This window comes from Thalassospira sp. (genome assembly GCF_048059015.1).
GTDB lineage: Bacteria > Pseudomonadota > Alphaproteobacteria > Rhodospirillales > Thalassospiraceae > Thalassospira.
The window spans coordinates 110,094-126,429 of record NZ_JBLLNT010000006.1 but is presented as its reverse complement, the minus strand read 5'-3'; the positions used below and the strand labels follow the sequence as shown (position 1 = coordinate 126,429).

Sequence of the window (16,336 nt, the reverse complement as noted above, 5' to 3'; positions counted from 1 at the left end):
GAAGCAAGTGAATAAATGCGTTTAACCCGACAAACCGCACTACGCTTACTGCACTACGTGGTACCGATCTGCATTTTGCTAACCTGCATCTTTATGCGTTGGCAAAATGTCCCGTTTGTTGATCAATTCCGGATGACGGTGTTTGACACCTATCAACAAATTTCGCCACGCACATACAAAGATGTTGGTGTTCGAATTGTCGACATTGATGAAAAAAGCCTTGAAGAGATGGGCCAGTGGCCTTGGCCACGCACTGTACTCGCGGGCTTGATATACAAGCTACGTGCGGCAGGAGCACAGGTTGTCGGGTTCGATGTGGTGTTTGCCGAACCAGACAGGACTTCACCTGCACGTGTTGTTGGTGACTGGCCACGGAGCAGCGCCACCGACCAGATTGAGAAACTTGCGAAAACACTGCCTGATCACGACGAGCTTCTTGCCCAGTTCATTTCTGGAACAGGGCAAATCGTTACGGCCATTCAACTTACCAACAAGAAGACTGAACTCCCCCCACGGCAGGTCGGTAATTTTAGTGCATCCGGCGAGGCTGGTCGCAGCCTTTCCGATTTCATTCCTGTGCTTCCGGGTGCGGCCAAAAACCTTGATGTGATTGAAGCGGCAGCAAGCGGCAATGCAATTCTGAATGTGGCCCCGGAGAAAGACGGGATCGTTCGGCGCGTTCCGTTGTTGGCAGCACTTGATTACGAACTACCTGCGATCGGCATGCCGATCTATCCCACCTTGTCGATGGAAATGCTGCGTGTCCTGCAAAATGCGCCAAGAACGATGAATGTTCGCATGTCTGGAGCCAGTGGTGACGCGCGATGGACAAAGTCCGAGGGTATAGAAGCAATACGGGTCGGCGAGCTCACCATTCCGACCGATAGCAGCGGCTACATGTGGGTGCACTATAGTGGTCACCAGAAACAGCGTTACATCTCAGCCTCAGATATCATCAATGATCAGCTACCTGCAGACACATTTCGCAATACAGTCGTTTTGATTGGCACTAGTGCAGAGGGGCTTCTCGACTTATGGTCAAGCCCGCTTGATCCTGTATTGCCCGGTGTTGAAATCCATGCCGAAATGCTGGAACAGATGCTGACTGGGCACTTTTTGGCGCGTCCCTATTGGGCTGCAGAGACAGAGACATTCGTTCTTCTTTTGATCGGGCTGTTCTTTGTATTGGCAGTCCCACGGTTAGGCGCTGTGTGGCCCGCAGCCATCGGAGCCACTCTTTTAATCAGTGCGTCTATGGTTTCTTGGTGGGCTTATGAAAGCAAACTACTGTTGATTGATCCGGTTTATCCCGTGATCAGCCTCATAGCCGTTTATATCTCAACAAGTTCGATTGGCTTTATCCGAACTGAAGGTGAGCGACGGCTCATTCGGTCTGCTTTCGCGAACTACCTGTCCCCGGCCCTCGTCGATGAGCTCTGCCTACATCCCGAACGTGTACAGCTCGGTGTTGAAGCACGAGACATGACGTTGATGTTTTGTGATGTTCGCGACTTTACCGTGATATCAGAGGGTTTCAAATCCAACCCGCAAGGGCTGACCCGTCTCATCAACAGGCTTCTGACGCCTTTGACCGACTGCATATTAGAGCGCAAAGGTACGATCGACAAATACATGGGTGACTGCATCATGGCGTTCTGGAATGCACCGCTTGATGTTAAAGACCATGCGCATCACGCCTGTCACAGTGCACTTGCTATGCGTTCTGCACTTGATCTTCTGAATGCAGAACGTTTCACCGAAGCCAAAATGGCAGACGAACCATTTCTCCCTCTGCACATCGGCGTTGGCATTAACTGCGGCGATTGCCTTGTTGGCAATATTGGTTCTGATCAACGGTTTGATTATTCCGTACTCGGAGACGCCGTCAATCTGGCGGCACGATTGGAAGGACAGTCAAAAAATTACGGAATTGATATCGTAATGGGGGAAGAAGTCGCAAAGCGTGTTGAAAATGACTTTGCTATTCTTGAACTTGATCTCATTGCCGTGAAAGGCAAGCGCGAAGCCGTTCACATTTACGCATTGCTCGGTGACAAAGTCCTGTGTCAATCAACCGACTTCCGTGACTTTAGGGTACTCCACAAGTCGATGATCGATGCTTACCGCCAAAAGAAGTGGGACGAAACTGTTCGACTAATCACAAAGTGCAGAGCGACTTCTTTAGGCACCGGCGCTTTGTATGAACTTTACGAGCTTTATCTGCACCGCATAGAGGTTTTCCGAGAAATCCCACCGCCAGCGAATTGGGACGGCGTCTTTTTTGCGACCGATAAATAAAGGCGCGGACGCACGGGAGTTTTACCTCAAAACATTGGACAATCGGTTCGAAAACTCATCCAATTGCGGTCTTGATCGCGAACTTCGCCACCATCTTCGATCCCCCCGATGCTGAGGCCCCAATGAATTTCTCATCTGATAATGTCACGCCGATCTGCCCAGAAATCCTTGCTGCCATTGCCGCTGAAAGTGATCGGGCTGCCCTGCCCTATGGCGCGGATGGTCAAAGCCAGATGCTGGATAGCGCGTTTTCTGAACTGTTTGGGACTGATGTGTGTGTTGTCCCGGTTGCCACCGGAACGGCCGCAAACCTGATTGGTCTTTCGGGGCTGGTATCACCGTTTGGCGGGGTGGTGTGTCATCACCACGCCCATATCAATAAAACGGAATCAACCGGCGTTGCCTTTTACGGCGGTGGGGCGAAGCTTTTGGGGATTGATGGCCCCTCTGCCAAGCTTGAAGCAGCAACACTTGATCAGTTTCTGGCGTCCCACAGCCCCAATGGGATGCATTCGGTTGACCCGGAATGTGTCGCCATCACCCAGACGACCGAGTTTGGAACACTTTATTCTGTCGATGAAGTCCATGCAATTGGCGGGGTCTGTCAAAAGCACAAGATGCGCCTGTTTATGGATGGTGCGCGCTTTGCCAATGCCGTTGCAGCCCTTGATTGTCATCCGGCCGATATCACCTGGAAAGCTGGTGTCGACGTTTTAAGCTTTGGCGCGACCAAGAATGGGGCATTGGCGGTAGATGCCATCATCCTGTTTGACCCGGAACTCCGCCGTCATACGGAAAAAAGCCGCAAGCGCGGCGGACATCTGTTTTCCAAGCATCGCTATTTGGCCGCACAGCTTCTAGCCTATCTCAAAGATGATCTTTGGCTGCGTAACGCACGGCACGCCAACAATGCTGCCAAGGCATTGCAACAAAGCCTTGAAGCACTTGGCGCAAAGGCCGCCTTCCCACCCGAAGGCAACGAGCTTTTCATTCACATGAATGACGATCTGGCAGGATCACTGCGCGATGCCGGTATCGTGTTTCGCCCATGGGCTTCCATCGGGCCAGATGCCTATCGGTTTGTCTGCGCCTGGAACAGCCCGATTGATCTGATTTCTGATTTGCCCAAGGCCATATCCGGCTAAGCCGGGTTTGCCATCATCGGCCTTTGCATGTGATAAGAATTCCAATCCCGCCCAAACGGCCCGAAACCAAAAAAGGGGCCGTCCGCCACCAGTTATTTGCGAGTGAGATAATGAATTTTGCTTCGGACAATGTATCGCCCTTTTGCCCGGAAGTTCTTGAAGCCCTTGCCCAAGAGTCCAAATCCAACGCGCCTGCCTATGGCAGTGATGACCTGAGCCAGCAACTTGACGCAGCTTTTTCCGACCTGTTTGACAAGGAAGTCGCCGTGATCCCGGTTGCGACCGGAACAGCTGCGAACTGCATCAGCCTGTCGGCATTGGTGTCACCGTATGGCGGGGTGATCTGCCATCACGAAGCGCACATTAATGAGGATGAAAGCACGGGTGTTGCTTTCTTCACTGGCGGCGCAAAGCTTTTGCCGATGGATGGCCCTACCGCAAAGCTTGAAGCAACCGAACTGGATGCTTTCATCGCCGGTCAGGTGGATCGTGGCGTACATTCGGTGTCCCCGGAATGCGTTGCCATCACGCAGGCGACCGAGCTTGGCACCGTCTACGCCCTATCCGAAGTTACCGCGATTGGCGAGGTTTGCAAAAACCGTGGCTTGCGCCTGTTTATGGATGGCGCGCGCTTTGCCAATGCGGTTGCCCATCTTGGTTGCCATCCGGCCGACATCACCTGGAAGGCCGGTGTCGATGCGCTTAGCTTCGGGGCAACGAAAAATGGCGCGATGGCTGTTGATGCCATTGTACTGTTTGATACCAGCCTGAAAGGCCGGATTGAACAGGCCCGCAAACGCAGTGGGCATTTGCATTCCAAGCACCGCTACCTTGCGACCCAACTTCTGGCCTACGTCAAAAATGATGTCTGGCTAAAAAATGCCGGTCACGCCAATCAGGCGGCACAGGCACTTTCAGATCTGTTGACGGCGCGTGGTGCAGAGCTTGCCCATTCTGCTGATGGCAATGAGTTGTTTGTGAAACTCGATACCGATCTTGCCGCCAAGCTACGTGCGGCCGGATTGATGTTCCATGCATGGCCGTCACTTGGCAAAGATGTCTATCGCTTTGTCGCGGCCTGGAACACGGATATCGGGCAAATCACCGAAATGAATACTACCTTGGGGTAGTCAAGTCACACAGCGGGGCGGGAACGAATCAAACGAATCATTAAAATTCAAAGGGATATGAATCGTTTAAATGCACATCCCAAAGACGTGATATTCGCCTTCCGCCCTGCGAGCCCCGAAAAAAATGCACATCTCCCATACGCAAATGTGGGGGTAAATTTCATAAAAATAACAAACACTTGACTTAAATTCATCATTCCAGCCCACTGATCAAACTACGTAGAACCACGCAGCAAGCGTTGACGATACGTAGAAACCCTGATTATTTTCCCTCGTCGATTGCCAACATATTTTTCTGTTGGATCGGGTAAACCCCGTCCGTTCCAATTAAGGCGCTGTCAAACGTGACCTGTAAAAGATCAGGTAGGCAGCATCGATTAGTACGGACCAGCCTTGAGGGAGGCATTTTAATGAAAGCGAATTTCGTCAAAGTGGCGATTGGTGCAGGCCTGCTCGCAGCGACCGCACTTGCTGCTCCGACCGCCGCTTCGGCAAAAACCCTGGTATATTGCTCGGAAGGTAGCCCGGAAGGCTTCAACCCGTCGCTTTACACCGCAGGTACCACCTTCGATGCGTCCTCGCGTCAGGTGTTCAACCGTCTGGTACAGTTCAAGCGTGGCACCACCACCATCGTTCCGGGTCTTGCGACCAGCTGGGACGTTTCGGCTGATGGTCAGGAATACACCTTCAACCTGCGTAAAGGCGTGAAGTTCCATTCCACCGACGACTTCACCCCGACCCGTGATTTCAACGCTGATGACGTGATCTTCACGTTCATGCGTCAGTTCGACAAGAACCACCCGTATCACGGTGTTTCAGGCGGCTCTTACGAGTACTTCAACGGCATGTCCATGCCGGACCTGATCAAAGACATCGTCAAAGTTGACGACTACACCGTTAAATTCGTTCTGAACCGTCCGGAAGCTCCGTTCATCGCCAACATGGCAATGGACTTCGCATCTGTACTGTCGGGCGAATACGCCGACAAAATGATGGAAGCCGGCACTCCGGAAAACGTCGACCTGAACCCGGTCGGCACCGGTCCGTTCCAGCTGGTTCAGTATCAGAAAGATGCGGTCATCCGTTACAAGGCATTCCCGGAATATTGGGAAGGCAAAGCGGCAATCGACAACCTGATCTTTGCCATTACCCCGGACAGCACTGTTCGTTATCAGAAGCTGAAAGCCGGCGAATGCCACGTCATGCCGTACCCGAACCCGGCTGATCTGACCGAGATGGATGCAGATGCATCGATCAACCTGATGAGCCAGGAAGGTCTGAACGTTGGTTACCTCGGTTACAACACCGAGAAAGAGCCGTTCACCGATCCGAAAGTGCGTAAAGCACTGAACATGGCGATCAACAAAGACGCCATCATCGAAGGTGTTTATCAGGGCGCTGGTTCTGCTGCCAAGAACCCGATCCCGCCGACCATCTGGTCTTACAACAACGACACCGTTGATGATCCGTATGATCCGGAAGCAGCAAAAGCAATGCTTGCAGAAGCTGGTTACCCGGAAGGATTCACCACCGACATCTGGGCCATGCCGGTTCAGCGTCCTTACAACCCGAACGCTCGCCGTATGGCTGAACTCGTTCAGGCTGACTGGGCGAAAATCGGTGTTCAGGCCGAGATCGTTTCCTACGAGTGGGGCGAATACCTTGACCGCACCAAGAAAGGTGAACAGGGTACCTTCATGCTCGGTTGGACCGGTGATAACGGCGATCCCGACAACTTCCTCGCAGTTCTTCTCGGCTGTGACGGTGTTGGCGGTTCGAACCGCGCTCGTTTCTGCAACGACGAATTCGAACAGCTGATCCAGCAGGCTAAAACCACTTCGGACGTTCTTGAGCGTACCCGTCTGTACGAAGAAGCTCAGCTGGTCTTCAAACGTGAAGCACCGTGGGCAACCATCGCACACTCGATCGTTTTCGAACCGATCCGCAACGAAGTTGTTGATTACAAGATTGATCCGTTTGGTGGTCACATCTTCTACGGCGTCGACATCAAAGAATAAGACGACGTAAAACCTAGTCGAAGAGGCCCGGAATTCCGGGCCTCTTTGCAATTCCGTAATAGAGAGAGACGTCCACCCGTGTCCTACCCGCGCGTGGATGCATAAAAAGGCCCGATGGCATGCTAGGATTCCTGTTTCGCCGTTTGGGGGACATCATCCCGACCTTCTTCGGTGTCACCCTTCTGGTATTTTTCCTGATCCGCCTCATTCCCGGCGACCCGATTTTGATGTTGGCTGGTGAACGTGGTGTCGATGCGGCAAGATACGCAGAACTTCAGGCACAATACGGCTTCGACCAACCGATTATCGTCCAGTATTTCGATTACCTCATGGGGGTATTCCAAGGCGATCTGGGCAAATCGTTTGTGACCAAAAAACCCGTCCTTGACGAGTTTCTGGTGCTTTTCCCTGCAACTGTTGAACTGGGCCTGACCGGCATTCTGTTCGCGGTACTTCTGGGTGTACCGTTTGGTGTTCTTGCTGCCATCAATCGTGGAAAATGGATCGACCACCTGACCATGTCAGTTTCTCTGACCGGCTATTCGATGCCGATTTTCTGGTGGGCACTCCTTCTGATTATGTTCTTCTCGACCACGCTTGGCTGGACGCCGGTTTCCGGGCGCTTGTCGGTGATGTATTACATCGAGCCGACCACAGGCTTCATGTTGATCGACACATTGCTGAGCGACGAGAAAGGCGCATTCATTAGTGCACTGCGCCACATGATCCTGCCAACAATTGCGTTGGGCACCATTCCAATGGCTGTGATTGCGCGTATGACGCGCTCCTCCATGCTGGAAGTCCTGGGCGAGGAATATATCCGCGTTGCCCGTGCCAAGGGTCTGTCACCGCTTCGTGTCGTCATGGTCCATGCCCTGCGTAATGCGCTTATCCCGGTCATCACGGTTATCGGCCTTCAGGTTGGCGTTCTTCTGGCCGGCGCGATCCTGACCGAGACGATCTTCTCCTGGCCGGGTATCGGCAAGTGGATCATCGAAGCAATGAACCGTCGCGATTACCCGACCATTCAGGGCGGCATTCTGATGATTGCCTTCCTTGTCATGGGCGTGAACCTGATCGTCGACCTTCTATACGGGATTGTTAACCCCCGTATCCGTCATAAACGCTAAGGGGACTGCGAAAGATGAGCGAGAACAATACCCCGTCCGCAGCCCCGGCAGCTACCGTATCGGAGCCGATGGGCGCACCGCCCAGCCCGCTGCGTGAGACTTGGGACTATTTCAAAAAGAACCGTGGTGCCTATGTCGGTCTGATCGTGATTGCGATCATTCTGTTCCTGGCCCTGACCGCACAATGGATCGCACCTTATGATCCGATTGCACAGGACCGTACCGCGTTCCTTAAACCGCCAATCTGGATGGAAGGTGCCGACCCGCGCTACATCCTTGGTACCGATGCCGTTGGCCGTGACATCCTGTCGCGTCTGATCCATGGCGCACAGCTGTCGGTTTCGATCGGCGTGTTCGTTGTGATCCTGTCCATGATTGCCGGTATCGTGCTTGGCATGGTCGCTGGTTACTTCCGCGGCTGGGTGGAAGTCGGCATCATGCGTCTGATGGACATCATGCTGGCCCTGCCAAGCCTGATCATGGCGCTTGCCATTGTCGCCATCCTCGGCCCGGGCCTTGAAAACGCCATGCTGGCCATCGCGATTGTTCAGCTGCCGCATTATGTGCGCCTGACCCGTGCATCGGTCGTCTCTGAACTGAACAAGGAATATGTCATCGCATCGCAGATTGCCGGTGCAGGTCATATCCGCCAGATGTTCGTCAATATCCTGCCGAACTGCATGGCACCGCTGATCGTTCAGGGCACACTTGGTATTTCGAGTGCGATCCTTGACGCTGCTGCTCTTGGCTTCCTTGGCCTTGGTGCACAGCCGCCGCTGCCGGAATGGGGCACCATGCTGTCCGAAGCTCGCGAATTCGTGGGTTCGGCCTGGTGGGTGATCACTTTCCCCGGCCTTTGCATCCTTGTCACCGTGCTTGCCTTCAACCTGATGGGTGATGGTCTGCGCGATGCCCTTGATCCCAAGATGAAACGGTAAGTCATGGCTCTTCTCGAAGTAAAAAACCTGACAGTCGAGTTCGGCTCCGAAGACAAGCCGTTTCGCGCTGTTGATTCTGTAAGCTACTCTGTCGATCGCGGCGAAGTCCTTGGCATCGTTGGTGAGTCGGGTTCCGGTAAATCGGTTTCCTCGCTGGCCGTCATGGGCCTGATCGACTTTCCCGGTCGTGTAACAGCAGACTCACTGACCTTTGATGGTCAGGATCTTTTGACCATGCCAGCAAAGCGCCGTCGTGAAATCACCGGCAAAGACATCGCCATGATCTTCCAGGATCCGATGTCAGCCCTTAATCCGTGCTTCACCGTTGAAGCCCAGATCATGGAAGCGTTGAAAGTCCATGAAGGTGGCAGCAAAAAGCAGCGTCGTGAACGCACGCTTGAACTGCTTAACCAGGTTGGTATTCCCGATCCGAAGTCGCGCATGACCGCCTATCCGCATCAGCTGTCGGGCGGTATGAGCCAGCGTATCGTCATTGCCATGGCGATTGCCTGCAAACCGCGTCTTCTGATCGCTGATGAGCCGACCACGGCACTCGACGTGACCATTCAGGCGCAGATCATTGATCTTCTGCTGAAGCTGCAGGACGACAGTGACATGGGCCTGATCCTGATCACCCATGACCTTGCACTGGTGTCAGAAGCTGCCAATCGCATTCAGGTCATGTATGCCGGTCAGCTGTTTGAAAGCGGCCCGGCCGACAGCATCTTTGCAGCACCGCGTCATCCTTATACCCAGGCATTGCTTGAAGCCCTGCCTGAGCGTTCCGAGGGCCATGACCGCCTGCGCACCATCCCCGGCGTGGTTCCGGGTCAGTATGACCGCCCGACGGGCTGCCTGCTGGCACCGCGTTGCCGTTACGCCAATGAAAGCTGCATCTCTGCCCGTCCGGATGTGACGGACTTTAACGGCCGTGATGTTCGCTGCTTCTATCCGCTTAATGATCAGGGCCAACCGACCGGCCTGACCACCGGCCAGACAACCGGGGAGACCGTATAATGAGCTTTCTGGATACCAAACCCGGTGTTCCGCTGCTGGAATCCGACAACCTTGTCCGTCACTACGAAGTCAATCGCGGCTTTGGCAAACCCGGTGCAACGGTCAAGGCGCTTGATGGCGTGTCGTTTAAGCTTGAAGCACAAAAGACCCTTGCGGTTGTTGGTGAGTCAGGCTGTGGTAAATCCACACTTGGCCGCCAGCTGACCCTGATTGAGAAACCAAGTGCCGGCGAACTCCGCATCAATGGCAACAAGGTGGGTAATCTGGGGGATAAGGAAGCCAAACTGTTCCGTCGTACAGTTCAGATGATCTTCCAGAACCCTTATGGGTCGCTCAACCCGCGTAAAAAGGTTGGTCAGATCCTGGCCGAGCCGGTCCAGCTTAATATGGACCATCTTGGTCGCAAGGAACGAGAAGAACGCGTGCGTGAAACCATGGCCAAGGTTGGCCTGCGCCCGGAATTCTTCCAACGCTACCCGCATATGTTCTCTGGCGGTCAGCGTCAGCGTATCGCCATTGCGCGTGCGCTTATTCTGGAACCGAAAGTCATCGTCGCCGATGAACCGGTTTCTGCTCTTGATGTGTCGGTCCAGGCTCAGGTTCTCAACCTGATGATGGACCTTCAGGAAGAGATGAATGTCGCATATGTTTTCATCTCTCATGATCTTTCTGTCGTCAGACATATTGCAGATGACGTCATGGTGATGTATCTGGGTCGCGTCGCCGAAAAAGGACCGACCGACGAGATCTTCGCCAAGCCATTGCATCCCTATACACGGGCGCTTCTGGCATCGGCACCAAAGATCGATCCGGCACATCGTGTAAAGGCAGAACCGCTCACTGGCGAATTGCCTTCACCGATCAACCCGCCATCGGGCTGTGCGTTTCATAAACGCTGCCCGTTCGCGACCGAGGAATGCGCAAAGGTTCGCCCGGAACTGCGCAGTTTCGAAGGCCGCGAAGTGGCGTGTCATCGGGTCGAGGAAATCGCCTGAGAACAGGCGATCACCCGGAAAGCTTAAAGCTTATCCAGGTAGACAAGGGAGCAAGGGGGCGCGCTTTAACCAGCGCGCCCCTGCGCATTTCTGAAGATATCTATTTGAAGAAATCAGGCCGTCGTGCGCGACCGGTCGGTGAAAGCAAGCAACACACCAGCTGCCACAAGTAACGTTCCTGACACCCGGTTAAGCACACGCATGTGGCGCGCGGACTTGATAAAGCCCTTCACCTGACCACCCAGCAGCCCATAAGCCAGCAAAACGCAGCTTTCCATAACGATGAATGTAACCCCCATCGTTGAGAACTGCGGACCATACGCCACCGCCGGATCCAGAAACTGCGGGAAGAAGGCAGTAAAAATCAGGATCGCCTTGGGATTGCCGATCGCCGTCAGGAATTCCGTCTTGGCCAGATTAAACGGGCCCGGATTAACCATCAGTGCGGCCTGACCACTGGTATCTTCCGTGTCATTGACCTTGGCAAACCAGCTTTTGATGCCAAGCCAGACCAGATAAACCGCCCCAACCCATTTGATGACAAAGAAGGCTGTTTCACTGGCCGCAAGCACAACGCCAAGCCCGGTTGCCGTGACCATAATCATCAGGGCAAAAGCCACAATACGTCCGATACCGCCCACCGCCGCAGACGATACGCCATAACGTGCGCCATTAAACATCGCCAGAAGGTTATTGGGGCCGGGTGCCATCGCCAACGCGATTGCCGCCCCGGCAAAGAGAAGCCAGGTATCGAACTGCATGGGGCTATTCCTGTGTATCGGGGTGTGTTGCCGTGGCAGGCATCCAATCCCCAGTTGGTAACGCGGTGATTTCGCCTGAAAATCAGTCGCGCGTCAATGCCGCAATCATCTCGGATGCTGCGGGCCATTTCGCCGTAAGTGCCGCGCGCTTGCCCATCGAAAAATCGACAAAATCAAAACCCGGCGCAACCGTGCAGCCCAAAAGGGCAAACTTGCCGCCCGGCTTAAGGCGCGCGCCCTGCCAGACATTCTTTGGCACCACCATTTGCGGCTTTTGCCCGGCCAGCAAGTCCTTGCCGATTTCGACCCGTTTATGGGTGCCATCGTCAAACAACTGAAGCTGCTCAACCGGATCGCCCAGATAATGATGGAAAATCTCGTCACTGGTCAGGATATGCATGCCCGAAAAGGTATCGGGTGTCAGAAGATAATAAATCGCCGTTCCCGTGCTGCGCACGCCCAGATACCGGTTGCCCGGATTACAGGTTTCAAAGGCGCGAAATGTCTCGGCGTAATAGCCACCTTCCGGATGGGGTTGCAGCCCAAGTTTTTCAATCAGATCGTCGATCGTGATGTTTTCTGACATGTTCGGGCTCCCTGTAACTATCGGCGATTATTACGCGCTATCATGACGAAAAAAGGGGAAAGGCGCAAACCTTCCCCCTGAAAAATCAGTCCGATATCGAACTTGCTGGAGCAGCTATCAATGCGACTTGTGCGCATTGTGCTCCATATTTCCGTGATCCATGCCAGCCGGGCCTTTGGACATCGCATCCATGACATTGATCATGACCGGAACATCGCCAGCCTTTTCAAATTCAAGCGTGACGCTAACCATTTCACCCTGTTTGAGCGGCGCCTTCAGGCCGATCATCATCACGTGGTAGCTGCCCGGTTTGAACATGACTTCGCCATGCATCGGCACATCAACGCCGCCTTCAACTTCACGCATTTTCATCACGTTGTTTTCCATGATGTGGGTGTGAAGTTCGGTTTTCTCGGCCAGGTCACTGCGCACGCCCACAATGCGATCAGCCGTCATGCTGTTGTTGGTTACGGTAAAGAAGGCCGCGCCGTTGCGCACCTTGCCAATCGATGCCTTGGTCCAGGCATCCTTGATTTCGATATCAGCAGCAAAAGCCTGACCAGCAACAAACAGCGACGCCAAAGTCGCAATAACAGCAAACAGTTTTTTCATGGGGTTTCATCCGTCGTTTGGCCACCGATCGGGCGGCCTGATTTCATCAATTGGTTTGTATGGGATTGGAAATCAGACGAATGCAGGGGGTGCGCGCGAATGACGAATACGCGGCATATCATGGCCGCTGGCAATGCCGTTGGCTGAGGCGTAGGAAACAATATGGGCAATCTCGACCGGTGCCACATAGGGTAAGTCGACCGAAACCATCGCCCCATGATGGGTCGCACAAAGCGAACAGAACCCATGCCCGGCCATCTGGCCACTGTGATCAGTGTTCGACAGATCGTCAGTCAATTCACTGCCATCAGCAGCAACACGTTTGATACCATCTGGTGTACAGATCAGAAGAATGTTGCTGCCCGGTCCGGGTATTGCGGCTTGCGCACCAGAGATGCCAGTTGCCTGCCCTGACATCAGAGCCGGGATCACGCCAGACTGCGTCACACCCGTGAGCAGAATAACCAACGCCATCAGCCATGTCTGGACGACACGGGCTACCGAAAGGCCGCCAAAATGGCGGGTATGGCGTATGGTTGAAAGCATGGCACCGATATGCCCGAATTAATTACATGCTGCAATGACATTGATCATTGCGCATATGCGATTTTGGACTAACTATCTGGCAGATTTCATATTATGGAACGAATGACATGCGCCACCGTGCTTCGATGCGTCCCGTCGCCCTGCCCCATGCCGCCATGCCAGATGCTGATTGGGGGGATGCATTTGTCATCACCGTCGAACAGCCCAACCTGACCGCCCGCGAAGCCGCCCGCCATGTCATGGCATCAACGCCGGGCTGGTACGACTTCCTTCTTGGCTTGCGCAACATTATCGTCAAACCACTGGGCCTTAAGACAAACCTTGATACCGTTGGCAATGAAGAGATCAAAACAGTCGGTGTCTTCCCGCTGGTGTCCGAGGACGAAAATTCCGTCGTGCTTGGGCTTGATGACCATCATCTGAATTTCCGGATTGTTTTTGAAACCGAACCGCTTGATCACGACCGCACCTTGGTACGCAGCATCACGCTGGTTCGGCGCAACAACCGATTGGGCAAGGCCTATCTGGCCGCCGTAATGCCGTTCCATAACCGGATTGTGCCCGCGATGCTGAACTCTGCCTACGCGGCATAAAAACCAAAGGCCGGACTGATCACAGCCCGGCCTTCTTGATTTTCAGATCACTATCGCGATCAGATCATGTCGCGCGCCTGAACCAGCTCATCAAACTTGGCCCCGTCAAGGAAACCAAGTGCGACGCAGGCTTCTTTCAGGCTGCTGCGATCCTTGTGCGCCTTTTTGGCGACGGCCGCGGCATTGTCATAACCAATATGCGGCGCCAAGGCGGTAACCAGCATCAGGCTTTGCTCAACATACTGATCGATTTTTTCCTGATCAGCTTCAAGACCATCGATGCAGTTATCGGCAAAGCTGACCGATGCATCGGCAATCAAGCGCACCGATTGCAGCAGGTTATAAATGATCACCGGCTTGAATACATTGAGATCAAGATGACCATTTGATCCACCAACCGTCACGGCCACATGGTTGCCCATCACCTGCGCGCAGACCATGGTAAGCGCCTCTGCCTGGGTCGGGTTGACCTTGCCCGGCATGATCGATGATCCGGGCTCATTGGCGGGCAGGACAAGCTCACCCAATCCACAACGCGGCCCGGATCCCAGCAAACGGATGTCATTGCCGATTTTCATCAGTGACGTCGCCAGAACATTCATAACGCCCGACATTTCAACGCAGGCATCATGCGCGGCAAGTGCTTCGAACTTGTTTTCTGCCGTTTCAAAGGCAAGCCCGGTGATCTCGGAAACCTGCTTGGCAAATTCGACATCAAAGCCCTTTGGCGCATTCAGACCGGTACCAAGTGCCGTTCCGCCCTGTGCGAGCTTACGAAGGCGCTTAAGCGCATCCTCAATCCGGTCCAGCCCAAGGGCGACCTGCGCAGCATAACCCGAAAATTCCTGCCCCAAAGTCAGCGGCACGGCATCCTGCATATGGGTGCGGCCGATTTTAACGATATCGGCAAATGCTTCGACCTTGGCATCAAGTGCGCTTCGCAAATGACGTAGTGCTGGCTTCAGAGTGTTTTCAATCTCGACCACGGCCGCGATATGCATGGCCGCCGGAAAGCTATCGTTGGAGGATTGCCCGCGATTGACGTGATCGTTCGGATGGACCGGGTCACGCATGCCCATCGGCTTGCCCAGAATTTCACACGCGCGGTTGGCGATCACTTCGTTGGTATTCATGTTGGTCTGTGTACCTGATCCGGTTTGCCAGACCACCAACGGAAAATGATCCAGAAGCTTGCCATCGGCAACTTCACGCGCAGCGGCCTCGATCGCCTCGGCCAATTCGACGTCAAGATTGCCAAGCGCTGCATTGGCGCGCGCCGCAGCAAGCTTTTGCACACCAAATGCCTTGATCAATGCATCTGGCATCCGTTCGCCGCCAATCCGGAAATTCTGTTTGGATCGCTGGGTTTGCGCCCCCCAATACCGGTCTGCGGGAACCTCGATGCTTCCCATGGTGTCCTGTTCGGTACGGGTGGTCACTGGATTGGTCACGATCATTATCCTCCGTGTCAGAAACAATGCTGACCGGGGCGGGAACCCGGTTTGCAGTCACATTTCAAGCTGCGATCAGGAATATGGTTTGGAAACAGGTATTTCGCAATCATAAATGCGAACAAATCTTATTTGCATTTATGATTGCTTTGTGAAGCTTACGCTGTCACGGACATATGATCCTGCCAGGCAAGGATTTTGATGCCTGCGCGCTCGAGCTGGGATGTGATTTCTGCTGCGGGCTGCCGGTCGGTAATGATCCCGGTCAGGTCATCAAGCGGGGCGACATTTTCCAGGTAGCGCTGATCAAACTTGGTGTGATCGACCATCAACCAGGTTTCATCAGATCGTTCCATCATCGCGCGCTTTACCGCCACCGCCCGACGATTGACATCGCTAAAGCCCTGCCGCGACACGCCCGATGCGCCAATAAAGGCGATATTGGCATGGAACCGACGCAAATATTCGACCGTGTCACTGCCATAGACGGCATTTTCACGACGATCAAACTGCCCCGGACACATCAACACATCATCGTAATCCACAAGATCAGCCATGCCATGCACCACCGCATAGCAATTGGTCAGAAAGGTGCGCGGCAAACTTGCGCGGCGCGCAGCAAGGAACGGGGCAATTTGCGCAACGGTCGATCCGGCATCGATCATAGCAACATCACCGGACCGCACCATGTCAGCGGCCAGCATACCGATCCGCTCAAACCCGGCGACTGCTGTTGATTGACGTTCGGCCAGATCGGGCTGATGTCCCATCGGTCTTGCAGATGCCCCGCCAAACTCGCGCTTGATCAGTCCATCGCTGCTTAGGGCATCCAGATCGCGGCGAATTGTTTCGGTCGCAACGTCGAATCGTTCCGCCAATGTGGCAACTCTCACATGCGGATGAACCTGCAACTCCTGCAAGATGCGTTGTTGTCTTTCTTTTTTTCCCAAACGCAAAGCCACATTCCCCCAAAGAACGGCTGATTTCGTAGCGATCAGCGGCATCGTATCAATCTTGGCTGAAATCTTTTGTTACAGTTTTGTGTTGATTTTCCAACTTTTGCGAAACCATAATGTTGTTAAAGGCAACAAAAAGAACAACAAAACCACATTCAGA

The 16,336-nt window shown here is 53.9% G+C and carries 15 protein-coding genes; 9 read left to right on the top strand and 6 right to left on the bottom strand.

Annotated elements, in window-relative coordinates:
* The first annotated feature begins 15 nt into the window (after positions 1–15).
* From ACMZ66_RS09885 to ACMZ66_RS09850, 8 genes are all read left to right on the top strand, one after another.
* Positions 16–2,298, top strand: coding sequence for a CHASE2 domain-containing protein (locus tag ACMZ66_RS09885; RefSeq protein WP_416936882.1), 2,283 nt, complete (start codon positions 16–18; stop codon positions 2,296–2,298).
* Positions 2,299–2,420: 122 nt separating this feature from the next.
* Positions 2,421–3,443: a threonine aldolase family protein gene (locus tag ACMZ66_RS09880; protein WP_416936880.1), complete on the top strand. Its 1,023-nt coding sequence runs from the start codon at positions 2,421–2,423 to the stop codon at positions 3,441–3,443.
* 110 nt (positions 3,444–3,553) lie between these two features.
* Entirely contained in the window at positions 3,554–4,573 is a 1,020-nt protein-coding gene (locus tag ACMZ66_RS09875) for a threonine aldolase family protein (protein WP_416936878.1), read from the top strand.
* A 410-nt stretch (positions 4,574–4,983) separates the two neighbouring features.
* Positions 4,984–6,591, top strand: coding sequence for an ABC transporter substrate-binding protein (locus ACMZ66_RS09870; protein WP_416936876.1), 1,608 nt, complete (start codon positions 4,984–4,986; stop codon positions 6,589–6,591).
* A gap of 119 nt (positions 6,592–6,710) precedes the next feature.
* Positions 6,711–7,721 (top strand): ABC transporter permease subunit, encoded by a 1,011-nt coding sequence (locus tag ACMZ66_RS09865; protein WP_416936874.1) that lies wholly within the window; start codon positions 6,711–6,713, stop codon positions 7,719–7,721.
* 14 nt (positions 7,722–7,735) lie between these two features.
* Positions 7,736–8,659 (top strand): ABC transporter permease subunit, encoded by a 924-nt coding sequence (locus ACMZ66_RS09860; protein ID WP_416936872.1) that lies wholly within the window; start codon positions 7,736–7,738, stop codon positions 8,657–8,659.
* Between the two features lie 3 nt (positions 8,660–8,662).
* Positions 8,663–9,676 carry a dipeptide ABC transporter ATP-binding protein gene (gene dppD / locus ACMZ66_RS09855; protein WP_416936870.1) on the top strand — a complete coding sequence of 338 codons (1,014 nt, stop codon included), beginning with the start codon at positions 8,663–8,665 and terminating at the stop codon, positions 9,674–9,676.
* Complete coding sequence (locus ACMZ66_RS09850; protein ID WP_416936868.1) at positions 9,676–10,671, top strand: dipeptide ABC transporter ATP-binding protein; 996 nt, start codon at positions 9,676–9,678, stop codon at positions 10,669–10,671. Before dppD ends, ACMZ66_RS09850 begins: the two co-directional genes overlap by 1 nt.
* 113 nt (positions 10,672–10,784) lie before the next feature.
* Here the strand turns inward: ACMZ66_RS09850 and ACMZ66_RS09845 are convergent, their stop codons facing one another.
* From ACMZ66_RS09845 to ACMZ66_RS09830, 4 genes are all read right to left on the bottom strand, one after another.
* A complete protein-coding gene (locus ACMZ66_RS09845; RefSeq protein WP_416936866.1) occupies positions 10,785–11,432 on the bottom strand; it encodes a LysE family translocator in 648 nt (215 codons plus the stop codon).
* 82 nt (positions 11,433–11,514) lie between these two features.
* On the bottom strand, positions 11,515–12,018 hold the full coding sequence (locus ACMZ66_RS09840) for a cupin domain-containing protein (protein WP_416936864.1): 504 nt from the start codon (positions 12,016–12,018) through the stop codon (positions 11,515–11,517).
* A gap of 117 nt (positions 12,019–12,135) precedes the next feature.
* Complete coding sequence (locus tag ACMZ66_RS09835; protein ID WP_416936862.1) at positions 12,136–12,630, bottom strand: copper chaperone PCu(A)C; 495 nt, start codon at positions 12,628–12,630, stop codon at positions 12,136–12,138.
* Positions 12,631–12,702: 72 nt separating this feature from the next.
* On the bottom strand, positions 12,703–13,176 hold the full coding sequence (locus ACMZ66_RS09830; protein WP_416936860.1) for a DUF2946 family protein: 474 nt from the start codon (positions 13,174–13,176) through the stop codon (positions 12,703–12,705).
* Positions 13,177–13,283: 107 nt separating this feature from the next.
* On the opposite strand from ACMZ66_RS09830, the gene ACMZ66_RS09825 reads away from it, so the two are divergent.
* Positions 13,284–13,769, top strand: a complete 486-nt coding sequence (locus ACMZ66_RS09825) for a DUF2867 domain-containing protein (RefSeq protein ID WP_416936858.1) — start codon at positions 13,284–13,286, stop codon at positions 13,767–13,769.
* A gap of 59 nt (positions 13,770–13,828) precedes the next feature.
* Here the strand turns inward: ACMZ66_RS09825 and fumC are convergent, their stop codons facing one another.
* Together fumC and ACMZ66_RS09815 are read right to left on the bottom strand one after the other, a co-directional pair.
* The gene (gene fumC / locus ACMZ66_RS09820; protein ID WP_416936856.1) at positions 13,829–15,226 is read right to left on the bottom strand and encodes a class II fumarate hydratase; all 1,398 of its coding nucleotides are present in this window, start codon (positions 15,224–15,226) and stop codon (positions 13,829–13,831) included.
* Positions 15,227–15,378: 152 nt separating this feature from the next.
* On the bottom strand, positions 15,379–16,224 hold the full coding sequence (locus ACMZ66_RS09815) for a DeoR/GlpR family DNA-binding transcription regulator (RefSeq protein WP_416936854.1): 846 nt from the start codon (positions 16,222–16,224) through the stop codon (positions 15,379–15,381).
* Positions 16,225–16,336 lie beyond the last annotated feature (112 nt).

Excerpts from the sequence above, each read along its gene's own strand:
- fumC (WP_416936856.1), bottom strand. The coding sequence starts at position 15,226 with ATGATCGTGACCAATCCAGTGACCACCCGTACCGAACAGGACACCATG.
- ACMZ66_RS09825 (WP_416936858.1), top strand. The coding sequence starts at position 13,284 with ATGCGCCACCGTGCTTCGATGCGTCCCGTCGCCCTGCCCCATGCCGCC.
- ACMZ66_RS09840 (WP_416936864.1), bottom strand. The coding sequence starts at position 12,018 with ATGTCAGAAAACATCACGATCGACGATCTGATTGAAAAACTTGGGCTG.
- ACMZ66_RS09865 (WP_416936874.1), top strand. The coding sequence starts at position 6,711 with ATGCTAGGATTCCTGTTTCGCCGTTTGGGGGACATCATCCCGACCTTC.
- ACMZ66_RS09830 (WP_416936860.1), bottom strand. The coding sequence starts at position 13,176 with ATGCTTTCAACCATACGCCATACCCGCCATTTTGGCGGCCTTTCGGTA.
- ACMZ66_RS09850 (WP_416936868.1), top strand. The coding sequence starts at position 9,676 with ATGAGCTTTCTGGATACCAAACCCGGTGTTCCGCTGCTGGAATCCGAC.
- ACMZ66_RS09860 (WP_416936872.1), top strand. The coding sequence starts at position 7,736 with ATGAGCGAGAACAATACCCCGTCCGCAGCCCCGGCAGCTACCGTATCG.
- ACMZ66_RS09835 (WP_416936862.1), bottom strand. The coding sequence starts at position 12,630 with ATGAAAAAACTGTTTGCTGTTATTGCGACTTTGGCGTCGCTGTTTGTT.
- ACMZ66_RS09880 (WP_416936880.1), top strand. The coding sequence starts at position 2,421 with ATGAATTTCTCATCTGATAATGTCACGCCGATCTGCCCAGAAATCCTT.
- ACMZ66_RS09845 (WP_416936866.1), bottom strand. The coding sequence starts at position 11,432 with ATGCAGTTCGATACCTGGCTTCTCTTTGCCGGGGCGGCAATCGCGTTG.
- ACMZ66_RS09885 (WP_416936882.1), top strand. The coding sequence starts at position 16 with ATGCGTTTAACCCGACAAACCGCACTACGCTTACTGCACTACGTGGTA.
- ACMZ66_RS09875 (WP_416936878.1), top strand. The coding sequence starts at position 3,554 with ATGAATTTTGCTTCGGACAATGTATCGCCCTTTTGCCCGGAAGTTCTT.
- ACMZ66_RS09870 (WP_416936876.1), top strand. The coding sequence starts at position 4,984 with ATGAAAGCGAATTTCGTCAAAGTGGCGATTGGTGCAGGCCTGCTCGCA.
- ACMZ66_RS09815 (WP_416936854.1), bottom strand. The coding sequence starts at position 16,224 with ATGCCGCTGATCGCTACGAAATCAGCCGTTCTTTGGGGGAATGTGGCT.
- dppD (WP_416936870.1), top strand. The coding sequence starts at position 8,663 with ATGGCTCTTCTCGAAGTAAAAAACCTGACAGTCGAGTTCGGCTCCGAA.